Annotated in this window: 20 protein-coding genes; 12 read left to right on the top strand and 8 right to left on the bottom strand. The window is 60.5% G+C overall.

All coding sequences use genetic code 11. The features are described from left to right. From ASE70_RS13590 to ASE70_RS19330, 3 genes are all read right to left on the bottom strand, one after another. A partial coding sequence (locus ASE70_RS13590; RefSeq protein WP_056505811.1) for a hypothetical protein occupies positions 1-242 on the bottom strand: 242 nt, incomplete at its 3' end. Positions 243-685: 443 nt separating this feature from the next. Continuing rightward, positions 686-1,186: a hypothetical protein gene (locus tag ASE70_RS19955; RefSeq protein ID WP_156356245.1), complete on the bottom strand. Its 501-nt coding sequence runs from the start codon at positions 1,184-1,186 to the stop codon at positions 686-688. A 152-nt stretch (positions 1,187-1,338) separates the two neighbouring features. Beyond that, positions 1,339-2,211: a cobaltochelatase CobT-related protein gene (locus ASE70_RS19330; protein ID WP_082451030.1), complete on the bottom strand. Its 873-nt coding sequence runs from the start codon at positions 2,209-2,211 to the stop codon at positions 1,339-1,341. 306 nt (positions 2,212-2,517) lie between these two features. Here ASE70_RS19330 and ASE70_RS13585 point away from each other — a divergent pair, with 306 nt between their 5' ends. Further along, positions 2,518-2,916: a VOC family protein gene (locus ASE70_RS13585; RefSeq protein WP_056396661.1), complete on the top strand. Its 399-nt coding sequence runs from the start codon at positions 2,518-2,520 to the stop codon at positions 2,914-2,916. 226 nt (positions 2,917-3,142) lie between these two features. Further along, on the top strand, positions 3,143-3,403 hold the full coding sequence (locus ASE70_RS13580) for a hypothetical protein (protein WP_056505809.1): 261 nt from the start codon (positions 3,143-3,145) through the stop codon (positions 3,401-3,403). A gap of 1,195 nt (positions 3,404-4,598) precedes the next feature. On the opposite strand, the gene ASE70_RS13575 is transcribed toward ASE70_RS13580, so the two are convergent. Then, positions 4,599-4,952, bottom strand: coding sequence for a helix-turn-helix domain-containing protein (locus ASE70_RS13575; RefSeq protein WP_156356243.1), 354 nt, complete (start codon positions 4,950-4,952; stop codon positions 4,599-4,601). Positions 4,953-5,001: 49 nt separating this feature from the next. On the opposite strand from ASE70_RS13575, the gene ASE70_RS21110 reads away from it, so the two are divergent. The 10 genes from ASE70_RS21110 to ASE70_RS13530 all read left to right on the top strand — a co-directional run bounded on the left by ASE70_RS21110 (position 5,002) and on the right by ASE70_RS13530 (position 10,223). Then, positions 5,002-5,277 carry a DNA-binding protein gene (locus tag ASE70_RS21110; RefSeq protein WP_082451029.1) on the top strand — a complete coding sequence of 92 codons (276 nt, stop codon included), beginning with the start codon at positions 5,002-5,004 and terminating at the stop codon, positions 5,275-5,277. Between the two features lie 193 nt (positions 5,278-5,470). After that, on the top strand, positions 5,471-5,917 hold the full coding sequence (locus ASE70_RS13570; RefSeq protein ID WP_156356241.1) for a hypothetical protein: 447 nt from the start codon (positions 5,471-5,473) through the stop codon (positions 5,915-5,917). Between the two features lie 96 nt (positions 5,918-6,013). Continuing rightward, complete coding sequence (locus tag ASE70_RS13565) at positions 6,014-6,382, top strand: XRE family transcriptional regulator (protein WP_235519921.1); 369 nt, start codon at positions 6,014-6,016, stop codon at positions 6,380-6,382. After that, positions 6,382-6,561, top strand: a complete 180-nt coding sequence (locus ASE70_RS13560; RefSeq protein WP_056505784.1) for a hypothetical protein — start codon at positions 6,382-6,384, stop codon at positions 6,559-6,561. The genes ASE70_RS13565 and ASE70_RS13560 overlap by 1 nt, the downstream gene beginning before the upstream one ends. Further along, a complete protein-coding gene (locus tag ASE70_RS13555; RefSeq protein WP_056505781.1) occupies positions 6,561-6,776 on the top strand; it encodes a hypothetical protein in 216 nt (71 codons plus the stop codon). Before ASE70_RS13560 ends, ASE70_RS13555 begins: the two co-directional genes overlap by 1 nt. Continuing rightward, positions 6,776-7,135 (top strand): hypothetical protein, encoded by a 360-nt coding sequence (locus tag ASE70_RS13550; RefSeq protein ID WP_056505778.1) that lies wholly within the window; start codon positions 6,776-6,778, stop codon positions 7,133-7,135. Before ASE70_RS13555 ends, ASE70_RS13550 begins: the two co-directional genes overlap by 1 nt. Further along, positions 7,132-7,392 (top strand): hypothetical protein, encoded by a 261-nt coding sequence (locus tag ASE70_RS13545; protein ID WP_056505776.1) that lies wholly within the window; start codon positions 7,132-7,134, stop codon positions 7,390-7,392. Before ASE70_RS13550 ends, ASE70_RS13545 begins: the two co-directional genes overlap by 4 nt. 29 nt (positions 7,393-7,421) lie before the next feature. Continuing rightward, on the top strand, positions 7,422-7,661 hold the full coding sequence (locus ASE70_RS13540; protein WP_235519919.1) for a hypothetical protein: 240 nt from the start codon (positions 7,422-7,424) through the stop codon (positions 7,659-7,661). A gap of 87 nt (positions 7,662-7,748) precedes the next feature. Then, a complete protein-coding gene (locus tag ASE70_RS13535) occupies positions 7,749-9,368 on the top strand; it encodes a recombinase family protein (protein ID WP_082451028.1) in 1,620 nt (539 codons plus the stop codon). A 105-nt stretch (positions 9,369-9,473) separates the two neighbouring features. Beyond that, positions 9,474-10,223, top strand: coding sequence for a helix-turn-helix domain-containing protein (locus ASE70_RS13530; protein WP_156356239.1), 750 nt, complete (start codon positions 9,474-9,476; stop codon positions 10,221-10,223). Between the two features lie 434 nt (positions 10,224-10,657). On the opposite strand, the gene ASE70_RS19320 is transcribed toward ASE70_RS13530, so the two are convergent. From ASE70_RS19320 to ASE70_RS13510, 4 genes are all read right to left on the bottom strand, one after another. Beyond that, the gene (locus ASE70_RS19320) at positions 10,658-12,538 is read right to left on the bottom strand and encodes a DUF4214 domain-containing protein (protein WP_082451027.1); all 1,881 of its coding nucleotides are present in this window, start codon (positions 12,536-12,538) and stop codon (positions 10,658-10,660) included. Positions 12,539-12,932: 394 nt separating this feature from the next. Continuing rightward, positions 12,933-13,772, bottom strand: a complete 840-nt coding sequence (locus ASE70_RS13520; protein WP_056505764.1) for a DNA adenine methylase — start codon at positions 13,770-13,772, stop codon at positions 12,933-12,935. 296 nt (positions 13,773-14,068) lie between these two features. Then, the gene (locus tag ASE70_RS13515; RefSeq protein WP_082451026.1) at positions 14,069-15,115 is read right to left on the bottom strand and encodes a phage portal protein; all 1,047 of its coding nucleotides are present in this window, start codon (positions 15,113-15,115) and stop codon (positions 14,069-14,071) included. Continuing rightward, positions 15,112-16,935: a terminase large subunit domain-containing protein gene (locus ASE70_RS13510; protein ID WP_056505760.1), complete on the bottom strand. Its 1,824-nt coding sequence runs from the start codon at positions 16,933-16,935 to the stop codon at positions 15,112-15,114. The genes ASE70_RS13515 and ASE70_RS13510 overlap by 4 nt, the downstream gene beginning before the upstream one ends. Positions 16,936-16,953: the final 18 nt, after the last annotated feature.

Raw genomic sequence — 16,953 nt, 5'->3', positions numbered from 1 at the left:
CGATCATCTCCCGGTTCGTTATTGAAAAGATAGCGGATGCCGTCGATGCTGCCGTTCGGCCAAACGACCAACTCGCGCTCGTTGATGAACTCAACCTCTATCGCGTCACCCGTAGCAGGACCGTCCCAGATGAGGGTCAGCCTGTCGCCCGGCTCTAGTTCGAAGCACTCGGGCCAAGGTTCGACGGAAACGTAAATTGGGCCGTCCTTGCGGTTGACGAACGTCTGCTGCGTTTGCGACATCGTTCAGGTTTAGATCGCCATTGTGTTTCCGCCAACCGTCCAATGGCCGGACATCCGCGCGCCGGACGTACGCTCCGCCAGATGAGGGTCAGCCTGTCGCCCGGCTCTAGTTCGAAGCACTCGGCCAAGGTTCGACGGAAACGTAAATTGGGCCGTCCTTGCGGTTGACGAACGTCTGCTGCGTTTGCGACATCGTTCAGGTTTAGATCGCCATTGTGTTTCCGCCAACCGTCCAATGGCCGGACATCCGCGCGCCGGACGTACGCTCCGCCGGGCCTCGGTAAGCTTGGCGAAAAAGAGCGGCTTCGGTCACGGTCATTGCGGCAGGTACCCGCGCAATACCCACAATCATCAACCATTCCATGGCCGGTTTGAAGCCCAGCCCCCGCACCTCTTGGAGCCTTTTGCCCCCGGACAAGTACCCTGTTGGATACGAGTGGTATCTAGAAAATTAGATGCCTCGGAGGTGCATTGCCCACGGCGAAAGGCGCAACGCGCTTAAGCGAAAGAAAAATTTTCTCTACACAATCCGAAGCCACGGTCTTTCTATTGCAAGCGTAGGTGACCGTTTTTAGCTTTTCGTTATCCCACATGTAATCCACAGTAACTTGGAATGATTCGGCATAACGCGCTGAGCTAGGGGGTCGAATATCAATTAGCAGCTGTAGAAAGCTACCCGTACCGTCAACGTAGTAGTATGCAGTTTTGGTTAAGTTCACTCGGCGCCAAAGTTGCTGATTCAGAGCTGTGAGTTCAGCCTCGTATTGCGCGGCGCGTTCCTTCCAGTTTGGAAACTCAACGCCTATCACCGGCACCGCCGGTTTTTGCTGCGCGACTATCGCGGCGGGTGGAGCATCCTGCATCAGACAGATTTCCGCGCTCGCTACCCGGATGTCAACGGTAACGTGCAACGATAACGCCATGTCGCTTTGCGGCGGACGCACCGTCCGCCGTTGCGTTATGAAGTCAACGGGTTTCAGATGGTTCGGTGGGCATCGCAGCACCCAGTACCCTCACGATATCCGCGTCCTCTCGCGCCAAATTGCGGATGCTCGCCAATCGCTTGGCAATTTTCGCAATGCACATAGCGGTCGGGTCAGTTCGTGACCATTTGCTCGATCAATTCAATTAGCGCCGGCCCAAGTTCGCTCGGGGCCTCGACGTAGCTCGACGTTGGGTAAAACAGATGAGTCTGGTAGCCGATACCCATAGCGGCTATCCGGATGTTGCCATCGGTGACCATATCTTCTACAACTTCACAGAGGTGTTCGGCAAGATAATCGGGCGGATTTACCGTCAGCGTTGCATCGTCAACAGGGGCACCGTCGGACAAAACGATCAAAATTTTACGCTTATTCGGTAAAGTCAGCAAGCGTTTGGCTGCCCATTGTATTGCTTCACCATCTATGTTTTCCTTCGGCAAGTCTGGCCGTAACATTTGACGGTATTCCCATTTACCGGTGCTTGCCCTGCGATCCCCGGCGTCCTGATAAACAACGTGCAAAAGGTCGTTTAGGCGTCCCGGGTTGTTCGGGCGAAACCGCCAATTCCACCTGTTCCGCGACCGTCCGCCGCGCCATTGAGAAGTGGTGAACCCCAGCACCTCGCACGTCATTCCGAGCGTTAGTAGAAACTCTTGCATGACGTCCGCCGTCGCGGCCGCAAATAGCATTTTTTGTCCGCGCATTGACCCAGATTGATCAAACAATAATGAAACGACTGTGTCGTGTCGCTCGTCATCGGTCAAAGCTGATCTAATCCGCAATGAGGCTTCTGCTGCAAACAAGTGAAGGCTCGTTCTCCAAGGCAGCAGGTCCGTTTGTAATGCTTCCCAAGCGGCGTCGAGTGCGATCTGGTGGCTTTGTCGTAACGACCCTAGCACCGTGTCGATCTGGTTTGCTCGAACTTCACGGTCGAACTTGGTTGTATAGGCACGATAGCCTGTTGCGCTCTCAGAAGACGATACCATTCACGTACAATGATAGTCCGCGAACGGTCGGTCAACGACCGCTTCGAATTCCGTTAGCCGGTGCCGTTTTGTCCGCTTCCTACCGGCTCCCAGACATTCCAACGGCGGACACTCCGTCCGCCGCCGCCTCCCTGATCTGCCGGTCCTGTAATTGCCGATACCCGCAATCTGCCCGGTCATACCCTCGCAACCGCTGCCGCCCGGTAGCGGACAGTACGAGGGCTTGGGGGTGACCGCGGGTTATGTACCGGTTAGGCGAGACCGGTAATGGCGATCGGAAGTCGATCAGCCTTTGGGAGAGTATTCGTGCTGTTTCACACCATGGTCGGATCGAACGACATTGAACGGTCCAAGCGCTTCTACGACACGGTGCTCGGCACCTTGGGTGCAGGAGAAGGGACGCGGAACATCGCCGACAGCGGCCATACACGGTTGATCTACAACAACGGCAACGGGACCAACTTCATCGTCAGCCAGCCCATCAACGACGAACCGGCAAGCGTCGCCAACGGCAGCACCGTCGCCTTCTCCTGCGACTCACCCGAGCAGGTAAAGGAACTTCACGATACCGCCGTTGCAGCCGGCGGAACCTCGATCGAAGCTCCGCCCGGACCGCGCGAAACTGCCTCGTTGGGCACCATCGAACTGGCCTATTTTCGTGACCCTGACGGCAACAAGCTGTGCGGAATTCATTTTCCCGCCTGATCCGTCCGGCACGGGTCCGCTTCTGACCCTTAGCGGACCCGAATCGGGCGATCCCGCGAATGCGACTCTTCGACAATTTCAAACATGCTAGCGGCGGACACACCGTCCGCCGTATGCGTGGAAATCGGCCGCGTAATCCGGAACCGATACCCGCTCGCGTAGCGCCAGTACCCGGTCGCCCATCTTCGCATTGCAAAGTCACGACAATGGCAGCAGACCGGCTGGAATGCTGCCGCGGATCTTCTTCGATACGAACGCCGGAACCTACGACGACGGTTATATCCTGTGGTTTGACCTCTCGAAGACCGAATTGGCCGCCTTGGATCCACCAGCCTCAGATGGAATGGCGGTCACTATCTACATGCCTGACGAGATCGAAATGATCGCGACGCTCCGCTGGGACGTCGTGCTGGAAAACTGGACCGCGCGATCGGTTGAAGCGAACAATCGACTGGTTGGAGGCTCGATTCCGACGAAATCAGAATAGCGGTTCGACGTCACCCAGCGGCGGACACCCCGTCCGTCGCCGTTACCTGAAACAGCCTTCTGCGTGGTAGACCATACCCACGATCTGACCGACGATACCCGCACGCCGCTGTTGCGCCTAGGCAGTGCTACGGCACGACGGATAGTTGATTGGTGAAGTGCGTGCCGTCCAATAGCCCTTGGTGGCCTTTGTGATTCTTAGGGCGGACGTCGCGTCGTAGCTTGGTCGGACACGATCAGTTTGCCGCTGGAGTGCTCGATCGCGAAAGCACACATCCACCACGGCATCTGAAGTCGTTAGTATCTGGAAACTCATCATCCAACCGCCATCGAGGCTGGTCATCGTTGCCCCCTGATTGCTTCGGCGCGTCTTTGAGAAACCATAGTCCGCGAGCGTCCGCTTGCCAGCGGCTCGTCGTGGCCCAGTAGAGTTCCGAAAAGACGTTAGGTCTAATCTGCGTATCATTTGATCCATCTCGTCACTCATCGAAATAACCGGCGCCGGGATTGCGTCAGCAACAGCTATTCCCAAGGACGTCGCGCACCACCGGCGCGCTAGATTGAAGGCAGACGACACACCGCCTTGCCGACGTCGGATTCGACATACCGGCCGACCGGCGGCACCATGGTAGTAGACAATGATTTCATTACCGTCGGCGCTGTATCTGGCTCGGTATGCCAATGCTGATCCCGGCCGTGATCGTACAGTCGGTTGGTCTGTGTTCCAAGGCGTCAGGCCCCCAGCCTCGATCAGCGCATCGGCGAGCGCTTCGGGCTGCCGTATCTCTGCATCCATCACGAGCTCTGTCGTCACTCCCTCTTGGTCGAGCGCCTTGCTCTGATAAGAGGTTATAACTTTGGGGTCTCCGGTCAGCACCAATAGCATCACTAGGCTGAGCATGGTGTATCTCCTTCACCAAGCACCATACCCGGCAGGTTTGCAGATTTCGTGCAGAAGCCGACTGCAATCAGCCTTCTGTTCGAGCCCTAGCTCACCGCTTGGCGGGTCGTCAGCCAGCAAGACCGACTAAGGAGCTAGAACGGCTGATTTTTTTTCCATTCTGGAACAGTTTTCGGCGGACACACGCTCCGCCGCCGTACCGCAAAGCGCGCGGTCAAGAGCGACCTGATGGTGTGATGCTTCGAATGATACCCCCACCATACCCACAATCTTGGGCAGTCAGGATCGCGTCAAATTAGTCCGTGTCGGATGAATCCGGGACGATTGTTGCCAGGAAGGCCAGCAGGCTACGCCTTTGATCGCCCGTCAACCTTCTCACGCTGCTGACGATAGCACTCGTTTCCTGATCCAACGAATCGGAGGTGTGCCGGCCGGTGAGTAGATAGCCAACGTCGATTTCATTCGCCCCAAGCAGCATCAAATAATTCACGCCCGGCGCAGTTTCGCCCTTCTCATAACGGCTTTGCGAACCCAACCCGACCCCACCCAACGCTGCGAAATCGGTCTGATTGCAACGACTTGCCTTTCGCGCCTCCTTGAGACGCAAAGCGAAATTCGCCAAATCTGGAAATTCCGCTTGATCTTTCACACAATCCTGCGCATTTTTGGACCAGTTTCTACAAACTGATACATGACACATGCCGAACGAAGTCGCCAATATTGACGGTGGCCTGCCTGCGCGCGCTATTACGGCCCGAGAGCAGTTCATTGCGTCCGGGACCAACGTTTCCGAGTGGGCGCGCGAGCGCGGCTTTTCGCTGACGCTCGTCCATCAGGTTCTCAGCGGTCGGCGACGGTGCATCCGCGGTGACTCGCATCGCATTGCCGTTGCCTTGGGTATCAAGCCCGACGCGACTGCTCCGGGTGTCGAGCCGCTTCATACTAGTGGGCGCGCTAACGGACATGGTTCGTGACGCGCCTTCCACAAGCGTCTCCCCCGTTCGGCCGTGTAAGTGACGGCCGGGAACTTTGCCCGGTCGCAATGTATCGTACCGGTCAGGGGCACGCGCTGCGCGGTCATACCTCCCTAGGCGCGGGCGGGGCCGGTCGTATGCTGCGATCGGCCCCGTTTTTCGCTTCACGCGCATGACAACGGCGTGCGAACCCTTGTCGATTGAGCAGACCCTGCGAGACGTAGTCGAAGCGATATCGATTGCGCGTGCGGCCGAAGTCACCGGTCGCACCCCGCATTATCTGCGGGCACTGTCGCACGCGCATAAGCGAGAACAGCTTACCTGCCGGGATGCTGTTCTGCTCGACACCGAACACGACCGCATGTTTGGCACACGTCCGCTCATTGACATGCTTCGCATGCAGGTCGACGCCCGTCAGTCGAGCGTCGCCAATGCGAAGGCCGCTCTCGCTGGTGCGACGATAGAGGCCGTCCGCGAAAGCGGCGAAGCCGCCGCCGCCCTGATCGCCGCCCTTGCTCCGGATGCGACTGATGCCACCCGGGACGCCGCGATGCGCGAGGTCATCCAGGCTCTAAACGCGAAGCGCCGGATCATTCCGATTCTGCGTGCCCTGATGAAGCGACAGCCACAACCACCGTAAAGCCGATCGACTAGATCTTCCCGACCACCGACCTGCCCCGCCCCGGTTCGCGACCACACGGTTCGCGAAGCGGATTTCTGCTGCCCGGAGATTTTCGTGACCCTGACCCCCGGAGCGTACCTGAAGCGTCGAAGGACTGCCGCCGGTTTCGGCGTGGAGGACGTTGCCGGCGTGCTGTCGACCGACCCGCAGATCGCGTGGCACGAGCGTGCAGCGTGGATCATGCGCATCGAGGCAGATATCGCCCCGGCGAGCTGGACGACGATTGTCGCCCTGCGCCAGCATTTCCCCTTCGACTTGACGGTGCTGGAGCGGCTTTTGCTGATCCATCTCGGCGCTGATCTCCCCGCGCCGCGCCTGTGCCGTATCTGCGCGTCGAGCGACACCGGACCGATCGGGATCGCCGTGCCGGCATGGGGCTGGGACAAGCCGGACCTTTGCATTTCTTGCGCGAGTGCGTCCTGATGCGCCCGCTCACCCCCCTGAACCGCAATTTCCTGCGCGTATCCGCGCTGCTGACCGGCCTTGCCGCCGGCTTTGGCATGCTTGGCCGCAACCCGGCGGCGATCGTCGCCGCCGCCCTCGCCTGCCTGCTGGCGCTGACCGCCGTTCGCAACCTCAACCGTCGGAATGGAGACCGCTGATGCCCCGCGTTCGCCCGCTTTCCCTACGCCACGACCCGGCTCCACGCCGCGTTACGATCCATCTGATCGACTGCAACTGCCCGGCGTGCGACCGCGACTATCACCGCAAGGCCGCGATCGAGACCGTGGCGATGTTCGCTATCGGCTTCGTCACCGCATGGTTGACCGATTGGGCGCTCGGCGGCCCCGGTCTCCAGATCATGATCGGGCTATAATGACCGCGCCGTCCGATCAAATCCTTCGCGACCCCTATTATTGCCCGCCGACCGCGCGCGAATTCGGTGTGCATCCGTACGAAATCCGGCGGGTCGCCGCGCGACATTCGTCCGATATCGAACTGGCACTGAGCATCCTGTTTCACGCCGCCGAGCGCTGCGGCCCCAACGGCGAGATTTCGAAGGATGCCACCCTCCGGGATGCCGTCCTGAAAGCAACGGCGATGCGCTTGATCGAGTGCGCTTGGAGCGGGGAAGGCTGGAACGCGATGACCGCTGACGATGCGATCATCGAGATCCGCATGGCTTTGCAGGCGCGCTTCCCTGGCACCGGGCAGGCCGACGGAGTGGGCGCATGAAGCTCACCATCAACCAGCGGCGCGTCTTCAACGTGCTGGAGCGGTTCGCCGCCGAGGGGGCGAGCTGCCCGACCAACGCTGCGCTCGCTGAACGCATCGGCAGCGACACGTCAGATGCCGCAAAAGCGTTCGGCGATCTTCGCCGATTGGGTGTGATCGAGGTCGTCACGGTCCGTTCGAAACGACAGGTGACGATCGTAGCGACTGGCTCACAGACTGCGCCGGACGAGGCGAGGCACGGGATGGTAGACGCATGACACGCCCTACTGCCCGACACCGCGACATCATGGCAGCCTGCTTCGTATGCCATGGCCATGCCGCGTTCTGGACCAGCGCCAACGCCCAAGCGCTGGCCGCCCAGCATCACGATCGCACCGGGCATCAGACGTGGTGCAATATCGCCATGTCGGTGACCTATGGCAGCAACGCCCGCGACGATTGCCAGATCGACATCGAGGACGCGATCGCGTCTACAAGGTTAGGGGGCAGGCCGGAACCGGTGCTGTGTGCAGCCGATGATGCTTGACGCCCGGATCGCCGATCTCGTCCGTGCCATTGCCGCCGACATGGCGGCCGAAGATGTTGCGCGCGCCAATACACCTCGGAGTCGTCCATGCCCCGCTGCGTCATCTATGCCCGCTTCTCGTCCGAACTGCAGTCCATCCATTCCTGCGAAGACCAGGTCGCCCTCTGCAAGACACGAGCGGAGCGTGAAGGATGGCAAGTTGTCGATGTCTACACCGACGTCGCGATCAGCGGCGCGTCCAACCGGCGCCCCGGCATGACGACAATGCTCAGCGACGCTGCCAAAGGCGCTTTCGATATTGTCTGCGCCGAAGCCCTCGATCGCATAGCCCGCGATCAGGAAGATATCGCCGCGATCTACAAGCGCCTGACCTTCGCCGGCGTCGCCATCCACACGCTCAGCGACGGAAAGGTCGACGAGCTGCACATCGGCCTGATGGGCACCATGTCGGCGCTCTACCTCAAGGATCTCGCGGAGAAGATCCGACGCGGTCAGCGCGGCTCCGTTGCTCGGTCCCGCATCCCCGGCGGGCTGACCTATGGCTATTCGATCGTGCGGGCATTCGGCGACGATGGGGAGCCGGTCCGCGGACTGCGCGAAATCGTCCCCGAGCAGGCCGCGGTCGTCCGCCGTGTGTATGACGAATTCCTAGCCGGCCGCAGCCCACGACAGATTGCGATCAGCCTAAACGCTGACGGTGTCCCCTCACCACGCGGCAGCGTGTGGACGGCGTCGAGCATTCTGGGTTCGCGCAGCAGGTCGGTCGGTATCCTTCACAATGCGATCTACGCGGGCCGCTTCGTCTACAATCGCGTCCAGATGAAACGTGATCCGGAAACCCGTCGAAGGGTTTCGCGACCGGACCCCGCAGATGAGCGGATTTCGGCGCATATTCCGGAGCTGGCAATCGTCAGCGCCGAAAGGTGGCAGGCGGCACAGGACGCTATCGCCAACCGTGCGGCCCAGCCCCTACCCCAGCGCAACCGCCCCCGGCACCTGCTGTCGGGATTGGTCCGGTGCGGCAAATGCGGCGGCGGGTTCGCTGCCATCAACGCACGAAGGCTCGGCTGCTCTCGAACGCGCGAGGCCGGCACCTGCGACCAGCAGGGTACGCTTGCGCGCGCGGAGGTCGAGCGCCGTGTCCTGGCATGTCTGGTCGATCAGCTGCTGAGCCCGGAAGCGATTTCGTTGCTGGTGAAGACCTATCACGACGAGGTCGCCGCTGCGACCAGCGACCGGCGGCGGCGCACGGCTGCAATCGACAAGCGCATCGCCGAAGTCGACGTGGCACTCGGCCGGCTGGTGGGAGCGATCGAGACAGGCGCGGCCGACTTCCGAATGATCCGCGAAGCGCTGGTCGCGCGGCAGGCGGATAGAGAACGCCTTGTCCGCGAGCGCGCCGAGTTGGGTGCCATTGAAGTGATCGCGCTGAACCCGGCAATCGCCGAGGCCTACCGCCGCCGCGTGCGGGAGCTGGTGTACGCTGACGGCTCGGGCGCGCCCGAGCTTGTCGCCCGCCAGCTGCGCGAGCTGGTTGAGCAGGTGACGGTTAGGCAAACCAATTCCGGATGGTCGATCGACGTACTCACATCGCTCAGCGGTGCTGTCGATCTGGTCGAAGGTCGATCTCCCCCGGAAGGGAGCTTGGGAAGGTCTGTGGCGGTGGTAGCGAAGGAGGGATTTGAACCCCCGACCCCAGGATTATGATTCCGAACGATATCGTTGGGAAAGCCCCTGAATTTTCTCAACCGAGAAATTTCGGGCAATGCAAAAACAATATGTTAGCGGCATTTCGGAAACCGGAGCCGCAGCATGACGGCACGGCAATTTACAGCGGTTGCGACTTCGATCGTGAGTCGCACATTGGGTTGCCGGAAAGAGGGCAGCGGTACCGATCCCGTCCGCCGAAACAGCTATCATGAGGCGTCAGCAAAGGCGCAGCCGTGGCGTCATCATCGTCATGGCAATGGCAACCGTCGGCACTGGGCCGCAATTAAAGGCGCTATTCTGGGCGCATTCGATCGCCTGTACCGCTCTCACAGCATTGATTTGCGCCAGGCTCGAGCCGACCGCCGCGCTGGCACGCGCGAGGACGTGACGCTGGCCTACGAGCGCTTACACGGAGATGACCGCGCAATCCTATGGTACCTGCTCGATCGCTACAATCACCTGACCGGCCAACTCTTCCCCAGCTACGCTACGATCGCGGCCGAGACTGGCAAGAGCCTCGGCTTCGTGAAAGCCTCTCTGGCCCGTCTGAAGCGGTTCGGCTTTGTCAATTGGGTCCGCCGCACGAAGACGAAGGAGGGCGCAGAGGGCAACGCCGGTCCTCAGCTGGAGCAGACCTCCAACGCCTATTATTTCGACTGGGCGGAGCAGCTGGTCACGGATGCAAAGTCGACGTTCCAGAACCTGCTGACCATCGCGATGAAGAAGCTTCGCGGCGACGCAAAGCCGGTCCGCCCTACCGGTCCCTCCGACCCAGAGCTGGCGGCGGCTCTGTCGCGGATGAGCGCTTCGATCGACCACCGAGACGCTCGTGTGTCTAGTGCGAGTTCATAGTTTGCCCACTACCCGCTGGTAGAATGAAGATTGAAGAGGAATCGCTACGCGATACGTTGATTTGATTGTCCCCTCCCCTTCAAACGGCAAGCCTGTTCGCATCCGACACGCCCTCGGCGAACGTCGGCCGGAGCGGCTTGCGCCGCCCCGATGGCTTAGCGACGGGGACGAGCACGACGCGTGCCATTCGCATTTCAGACGTAGCGTGCGCGGGCACGCTGGCTGCGTCGATCTGCGTCAGAGGCGCGCGGCTAAATCGCGGCGTTCAGTCGCTGTTTTGTCCTAGGGGACCGGCGACGCGGTGCATGCGTCGAACGCGCCACGAAAAGCGCGCGGGCGAGGCGGGGGGAATAGCGCGCGAATTGGGGGCGCGATGCGTTTGGTCATTTGCCGTAGCTGCAACGCACGCAGCGCGTCCCGTTGCAGCTATCAGTTTAGGCCAGGTCGATGCCATATACGATATGGTTGGCCATCAGATCGTAGTGCTCACGGCTCAAGGCTACGTCGAACAAGACACCTGCGGCGGTAACACCTCTCTCTAGCTGGTTAGCATAGAAAACCCGTCCACCTGAATCGGCCGGGCGGTCCAGCGTGTTCCGGTAAATCAGATCGACGATTTCTCCAGCAGTTTTGCCGTCAACCAGCCTTTGGAATTCAGGGGATGCAGCAAATTCTTCCGCAATCTGAAACAGTGTCATTCCACCTGATTTGACTCGTTCGGCGTAGTAGGTGAGGCCAGTCGCATCCGGCAGCCGACCCGCGAAGCCGTCATACAGTAGCGAAATCGACTGATAGGTATCATCCGCATTGAAGTATCCGACCGACACTTCCGCTTGTGTCGAGGCACGATGTTCCGCCGACTCTGAGAGATCGACTACGAATACTCCGCGGCTTACGCCGTTATCCAAAAGGTTCGTATAATACGCTGCACCGGCAGCATCTGGCGCGCGATCCAAGGCATGTCGGTACACGTAGTCCACAAATTGTGCATTGGAGAGGCCTCCGGTCGCCGACTTGAATTCGCCCGACTGTGCGAGATCGTTCGCAACCGACTGCAAAGAAACGCCGCGGTCCTCCATGGCATCCACATAAAATTCTAGGCCGACTGCGTCGGGCGTACGGCCAAGGACCGTATCATACGCTCGGAGAACCTGAGCGAATTTGGCGTTCACGTCGAATTGCATCACACCATCTTGGAACGTAATCAGTTCCACATTCGTGATAGTATCAATGCCCTCATCTTTCGACCCAATTAATGTAAGGCGCGCCCCGCTCGTAGAAGGTAAATATAATTTGAAAAAATTAGTGTAGGTTACACCATCCTGTCCAAGACCGCCGTCGATTGTGTCATTCCCGGCACCGCCGATTAAGATATCGTCGCCAGCGTCGCCGTTCAGTGTGTCGGCACCGTTACCACCGTACAATTTATCATTACCGTCACCGCCCCAGAGTTGATCGGCGTCATCTAAACCTTGAAGGATGTCGTTGCCGTTACCACCAAAGAGGAAATCTGCGGTCTTAAAACCGACTAGCGTGTCATTGCCACCCTCGCCGTACATTCTCACGCCATCATATAGAAGCGAGAGATTGCTGACTGTAAGCATATTGTCGCTATCGCTTCCAACGATTGCGTAGTTGGGATGCGAAGGACTAAAATTGACAGTTACGTTTTCAACGCCAGTTACATTAAAACTGACATTCTTGGATTTAACGGTTCCAGAACTTAAATCTACTTTGAACGTACCATCGACAAGTAGAGTATCTACTCCATTACCACCATCGATACTTCCAGTTCTAACATTATTTCCGTCATTCTGCCCAATAGATATTCTATCATTGCCAGCGCCTGCCAAGATAATCGCACTTGCGTTCACCTGTATCTGATTTGAAGCTGAACCGGCGTAAATCTCGGCGGAAGTGGGAAAGGTACTTTCATCCACGTAGATCGTAACATTCTTGTCGGAAAAATATATGCGCTCTAGGTTGCGAAGCTCAAACATTTGGGCGCCGACGCGGATGCCAAAGCCTAGTCTGCCAGAATCGAGCGGGTAATGAAGCATAGCACTGTCAAATAGGCCGCGGAGATCAATGGTATCAAAGCCCGCGCCACCGTCAATTAAGCCCAATGCAGTCGAGGTAGGATTCGTCGGCCAGCCTTCGGTAAACGTGAAGGTGTCGTTGCCGTCACCACCAAAGAGCTGGTCCAGTCCAGGACCGCCGTTGATCAGATCGTCACCCGCCAAGCCCTGGATGATGTCATCATCCTTAGATCCCGTCAGGGTATCGTTGCCCGCTGTGCCTTCGATAATAGCCATTAATTCCTCACGTGTACGCCAGCATCCGCTTCATCGCCGTACCGCGCCCTACCACCGGGATAATGTCGAAATCCATAAGGGACAGTTGCCCGGTCGCCCCTATATGGACCATCGCCTGGATGACTTGATCCGAGGCCGATCGCCGTCGCACTCGGCCCAGCATCTCTTACCGCTCCTCACGGTTGAGCTTGGTATAAACCTTGCCAATGCCCCGCTGTTGCGGGTCGTGCACACGATCGGCATCGCCGGTCCCGGGTTATCAGGAGAATCGGTCCCGCCGCGCCTGCTGGGCGGGTGGGTCAACTTGGTCGCGCTGGATCAAGAGCGATCCTGCGAAATCCAACTCGATACCAAGCTGGCGGTCATCTGCAGTCCGATGACCGCCTTCTATATCTCAATTGCCGTTGGCCGCCGGAGCTGGCAGTTCTACCGCACGGGTGTTGAAATTGGCCACGACCAACTCTCTAACCTTCTTCGCTGCCCCTGCGCCGACGGTATAGGTCACCGGCAATACGGTTTGGTCGAACGCCGCGAACACCGAGCGCGCGCCGGCCGTATCGTTGATGGACAGCACGAACCTCCCCTCGATACCGGCGAGCTGGTCCGCCAGCGCCGCGAAGTCGTCGCGGCCGAACACGCCCTCGCCATAGTCCGTCTCGCACCCCCAATAGGGCGGATCGAGATAGAACAGCATGCCGGTGCGATCATACCGCCGGATGAAGTCGGCATAGCCCAGCTGCTCGATCACGACGCCGGCAAGCCGCTCATGGATATCGGCAAGCATCGGTTCCAGCTTCGTGACGTTGAACCGCGCGCCCAGCGTCCGGTCGACACCGAAGCTGCGCCCCTCGACCCTGCCGCCGAACGCCAGGCGCTGGAGGTACAGGAATCGCACTGCCCGTTCGAGATCGGTCAGCGTCTCGGGCGGCTGCGCGCGCAGGCGTTCGAATTCCACGCGGCTCGCGATGCGGAATCGCAGCATGTCGAGAAAATAGGCGTAGTGGCGCTGCAGGACACGGAAGAACGTCGCGACGTCTCCCGACACGTCGTTGATGAATTCAGCCTTCGGCCGCGACCGCCGGCGCAGGAAGATCCCGCCCATGCCGACGAACGGCTCGGCATAGCCGTCATGCTCGACGCGATCGAGGAGCGGGACAAGCCGCGACGCGAGATTGCGCTTGCCGCCGATATAACCGGCCGCAGGTGCGACCGGACGAACGTTTGTTGGATACATGGGTGTGCAGATCGCCTTTTGAGATCCCGCCCGGCGCTGCCGGGTGCGGGGCGGCCGGATGGCCTGTGGTCGTGGCGAGCTGGATCTCGTCGGTGGGCCGGACTGCCATCCGGCTACCCCCGCCGGCCGAACGGCCGGTCGGGAATTCCTACGTTCGTTGCAATTTAGGACTTACGTACGGCCGCGACCGTTGCAACCGAAATGGATCATGTCAGGATAGTCCGGCGAGATATTATCGCCGTGGCCGGCGCTCTCTGCGCCCCCCTTGCCAGCATCGCCGGCCACGCTCTTTTTGCTCACGCTACCTGATCCTCCTCTACAAACTGAACCGCCGGCACGCCCAGTCGATCGTTGATATCAAGGAACACCGCCTTCAGCGGCCGGATTTCATTCCGCTCGAACGCGGCGTTGGCATCCGCCGGATTGCCGAACGCGGACCCCTGCGCCGGCACAATGCCGAGCAACTGCGGCGGCACCCGGTGCGCGGCCATCACATCGGCGGCCGACGCGGACTTGATGCCGAGGAATTCGTCCTTGGCCGCCGCCTCGGCGATCGGGATGATGCGGATCGACTGTTCCTTGCCGTTGGGCGCATGGACGAACATCGACCGGAAGTTGCCCGGCCCTTTCGCCAGCTTCATTGCTTCCTTCAGCTTGTCGGTATCGGCGACATCGATGTCGCCGGTGGCGTACATGATGTACCCGGCATGCGCGCCGTTCAGGTAATAGCGACGGCGGAATAAGGTGGCGGCTTCGTTCAGCAGCGCCGCCTGCAACGCGGACATATATTCGGGGACGCCATAGATCTCCTGATTGACGTCCGGCTGCATCAACTGGATCACACTGCCGCGCTCGAACTCCTGTTCCTCGCGCATGCCAGGCACGAAGAACCACCGCCCCGCCTCGACGCCGCGCCGCGTGTATTTCGCCGGCGAATAGTCGAGCCGCATGGTCGATCCGGCGATGCTGCGCACCTTCACCGTGAAACAGTCGCCGAACACCAGATAGTCCTGCACCAGCTTGGCGAACGTGTCGCGCGACAGCCATTGGCTCGGCCGAAATGACCCGACCACCTGGTTGCGCTTGAAGATGATCGCGGATGAATGATGCGGCGACACCCGAAACGCCCGGGCGAGACCCTGTCGCGACACCGGCGGTTCGTACCAGCGCGCATTGTGCGGGCATTCGAGCATGTCGAGCAGCAGCGACCGGTCGAGCACCGGCTCGGGATCGCCGAAGCTGAACGCCTCGACCGCGGTGCCCCGGTCGTTCGCTGGCACGATTGCGCCGGCCGCCGCCGCACGCGCCACGCGCGCGCTCATCCGCTCAGTGCGCCTGCTCATTCGATGATCTCCATGGAACCCTTGGGCCGCTCCTTCCCGTCGAGCGGCTCGTTGATGAGGATGTGCATCGCCGCCCACGCGATATCGGCATGGCCGTCCTGCCCGCCCCGCCCCGCCTTGAAGGTCACGTTGCGCCCGCTGGTCGTGATCGTCTTCTTGATCGAGATGAAGCTGCTGACGATGTCCATGTAGAGGCTGTCGAACGCCAGACGGCCCCGGCGCACGATATTCTGCGCCTTCATGACCATCGCCGCTTTCACCTCGAGCGAATATTCGATCTTGGTGACGCCCTTGATTCCGCTCTCGGGTTTGGACAGCAGCTGATAGACGCCGGCACCGACGCCGGTCGCATCGATGCCGAGATAGGTCACCGTGTAGCGCGACAGCACCGCCTTGATGAATTCGGCCTGCTGCTCGAAGTCGAGCCCGCGCAGCTGGTGGCGTTCGAGGATGCGGAACTTGCCGCCGGGCGTGGTAGGCGGGGACATGATGACCAGCGCGGCATTGTCGCCGTCTTCCGAATTCTGCGGATCATAGCCGGCCCAGACCGCACGGCTGCCATAGGGCCGCGCGCTCTCCGAATTGAAATCGGTCCAATCGACCAGGCTGTCGCAGCCCAGCTTGACCAGGTCGTTGAACCGGAAGGCCGACAGGCTGTCGTCAACGAACACGCACCCGAAGAGGTTGGCGAATTCGTCCTCAGCATATTCGTCCTGCAGCTCGTCGAGGTCGACCAGGTCGAACCCCCGCTCGATCGCATCATGGACGGTGACGATCTGCCGCCATACCGCGTCCTCACACAGCCGCCCGTCCTTCAGCGCGGCATGGCTGACATCAATCTCGATCCGGTCCGCCTTGGCTTTCCGCCGGTTGCGACGCTCCCCGGTCCAGTACGGATAGGCGAGGTGCGCGACGGTCGACGGCGTGGAGAAATAGGTCTTCCGCCAGTGCTTGTGCGTCGCCATGCCGCTGGCGACCTTGTTCAGCTCCTCGAACCCGTGGACCCAGAAGAACTCGTCGAAATAGAAATTGCCCGACCGCCCCTGCGCGGTGCGGAAATTGGTGCCGAGGAAGTGCAGCTCGGCCGCCGCCTCGCCCTGCGGGCGCAGCGCGCTGGTGATCAGCATCGGATCGCCCTTCAGGTCGACTCCGACCAGCTTGGCAAACCCGACGATGTAATTGCGGAACTGGTGCGCCTGCGCCTTAGACGCCGACAGGAAGATTTGATTCCGCCCGCTCTCGATCGCGTCGATCAGCGCCTCGAACGCGAAATAATAGGTCGCCCCGATCTGGCGCGACTTCAGGATCATCCGCGTGCGGCGTGACAGGTTCGCCCACCACGTTTCCTGATAGCCGAACAACTGGTCGAGGAAGATCGCCTTCAGCTCGGTCGCCTGCTCGGCGGTGAAGTGATTGGGGGGCGTCTTTTCCTTGCGCGGCGCGGTGTTGCGGTTGCGGACCTTCTCGTTCAGGTCGCCGTCGTGGCCGCCCGGCTCCTCGTAGCGGCGCACCTTGGCCAGCGCCGCGACCTGCCGGCCGAGCAGGTCGATTTCCTTGAAATCGCCGGGCGTCTTCCGATCCTTGGCGATCAGCATCATCCACCGCGCTTCGAGACAATCCTCGAGGCGACGGATGCTGGGCACGTCGTCCCACTTGCCGCGATCCTTCCACGACTGGACGGTGGTCCGCGCCACCTCCAGCTCCTCGGCGATCTGGCTGACCTCCCACCCGCGCCAATACAGGCTGCGCGCGGCGCGCCGCCGGTCCTCGACCGGCAGCGTCAGCGGATTGCGCAGGAAAGGGGCGGCGGCAGGCTCCATGCTGCGCGACCCTAGCCA

It is taken from the genome of Sphingomonas sp. Leaf22, assembly GCF_001421715.1.
Taxonomy (GTDB): domain Bacteria; phylum Pseudomonadota; class Alphaproteobacteria; order Sphingomonadales; family Sphingomonadaceae; genus Sphingomonas.
This window is presented reverse-complemented; position numbering and strand designations above follow the sequence as displayed.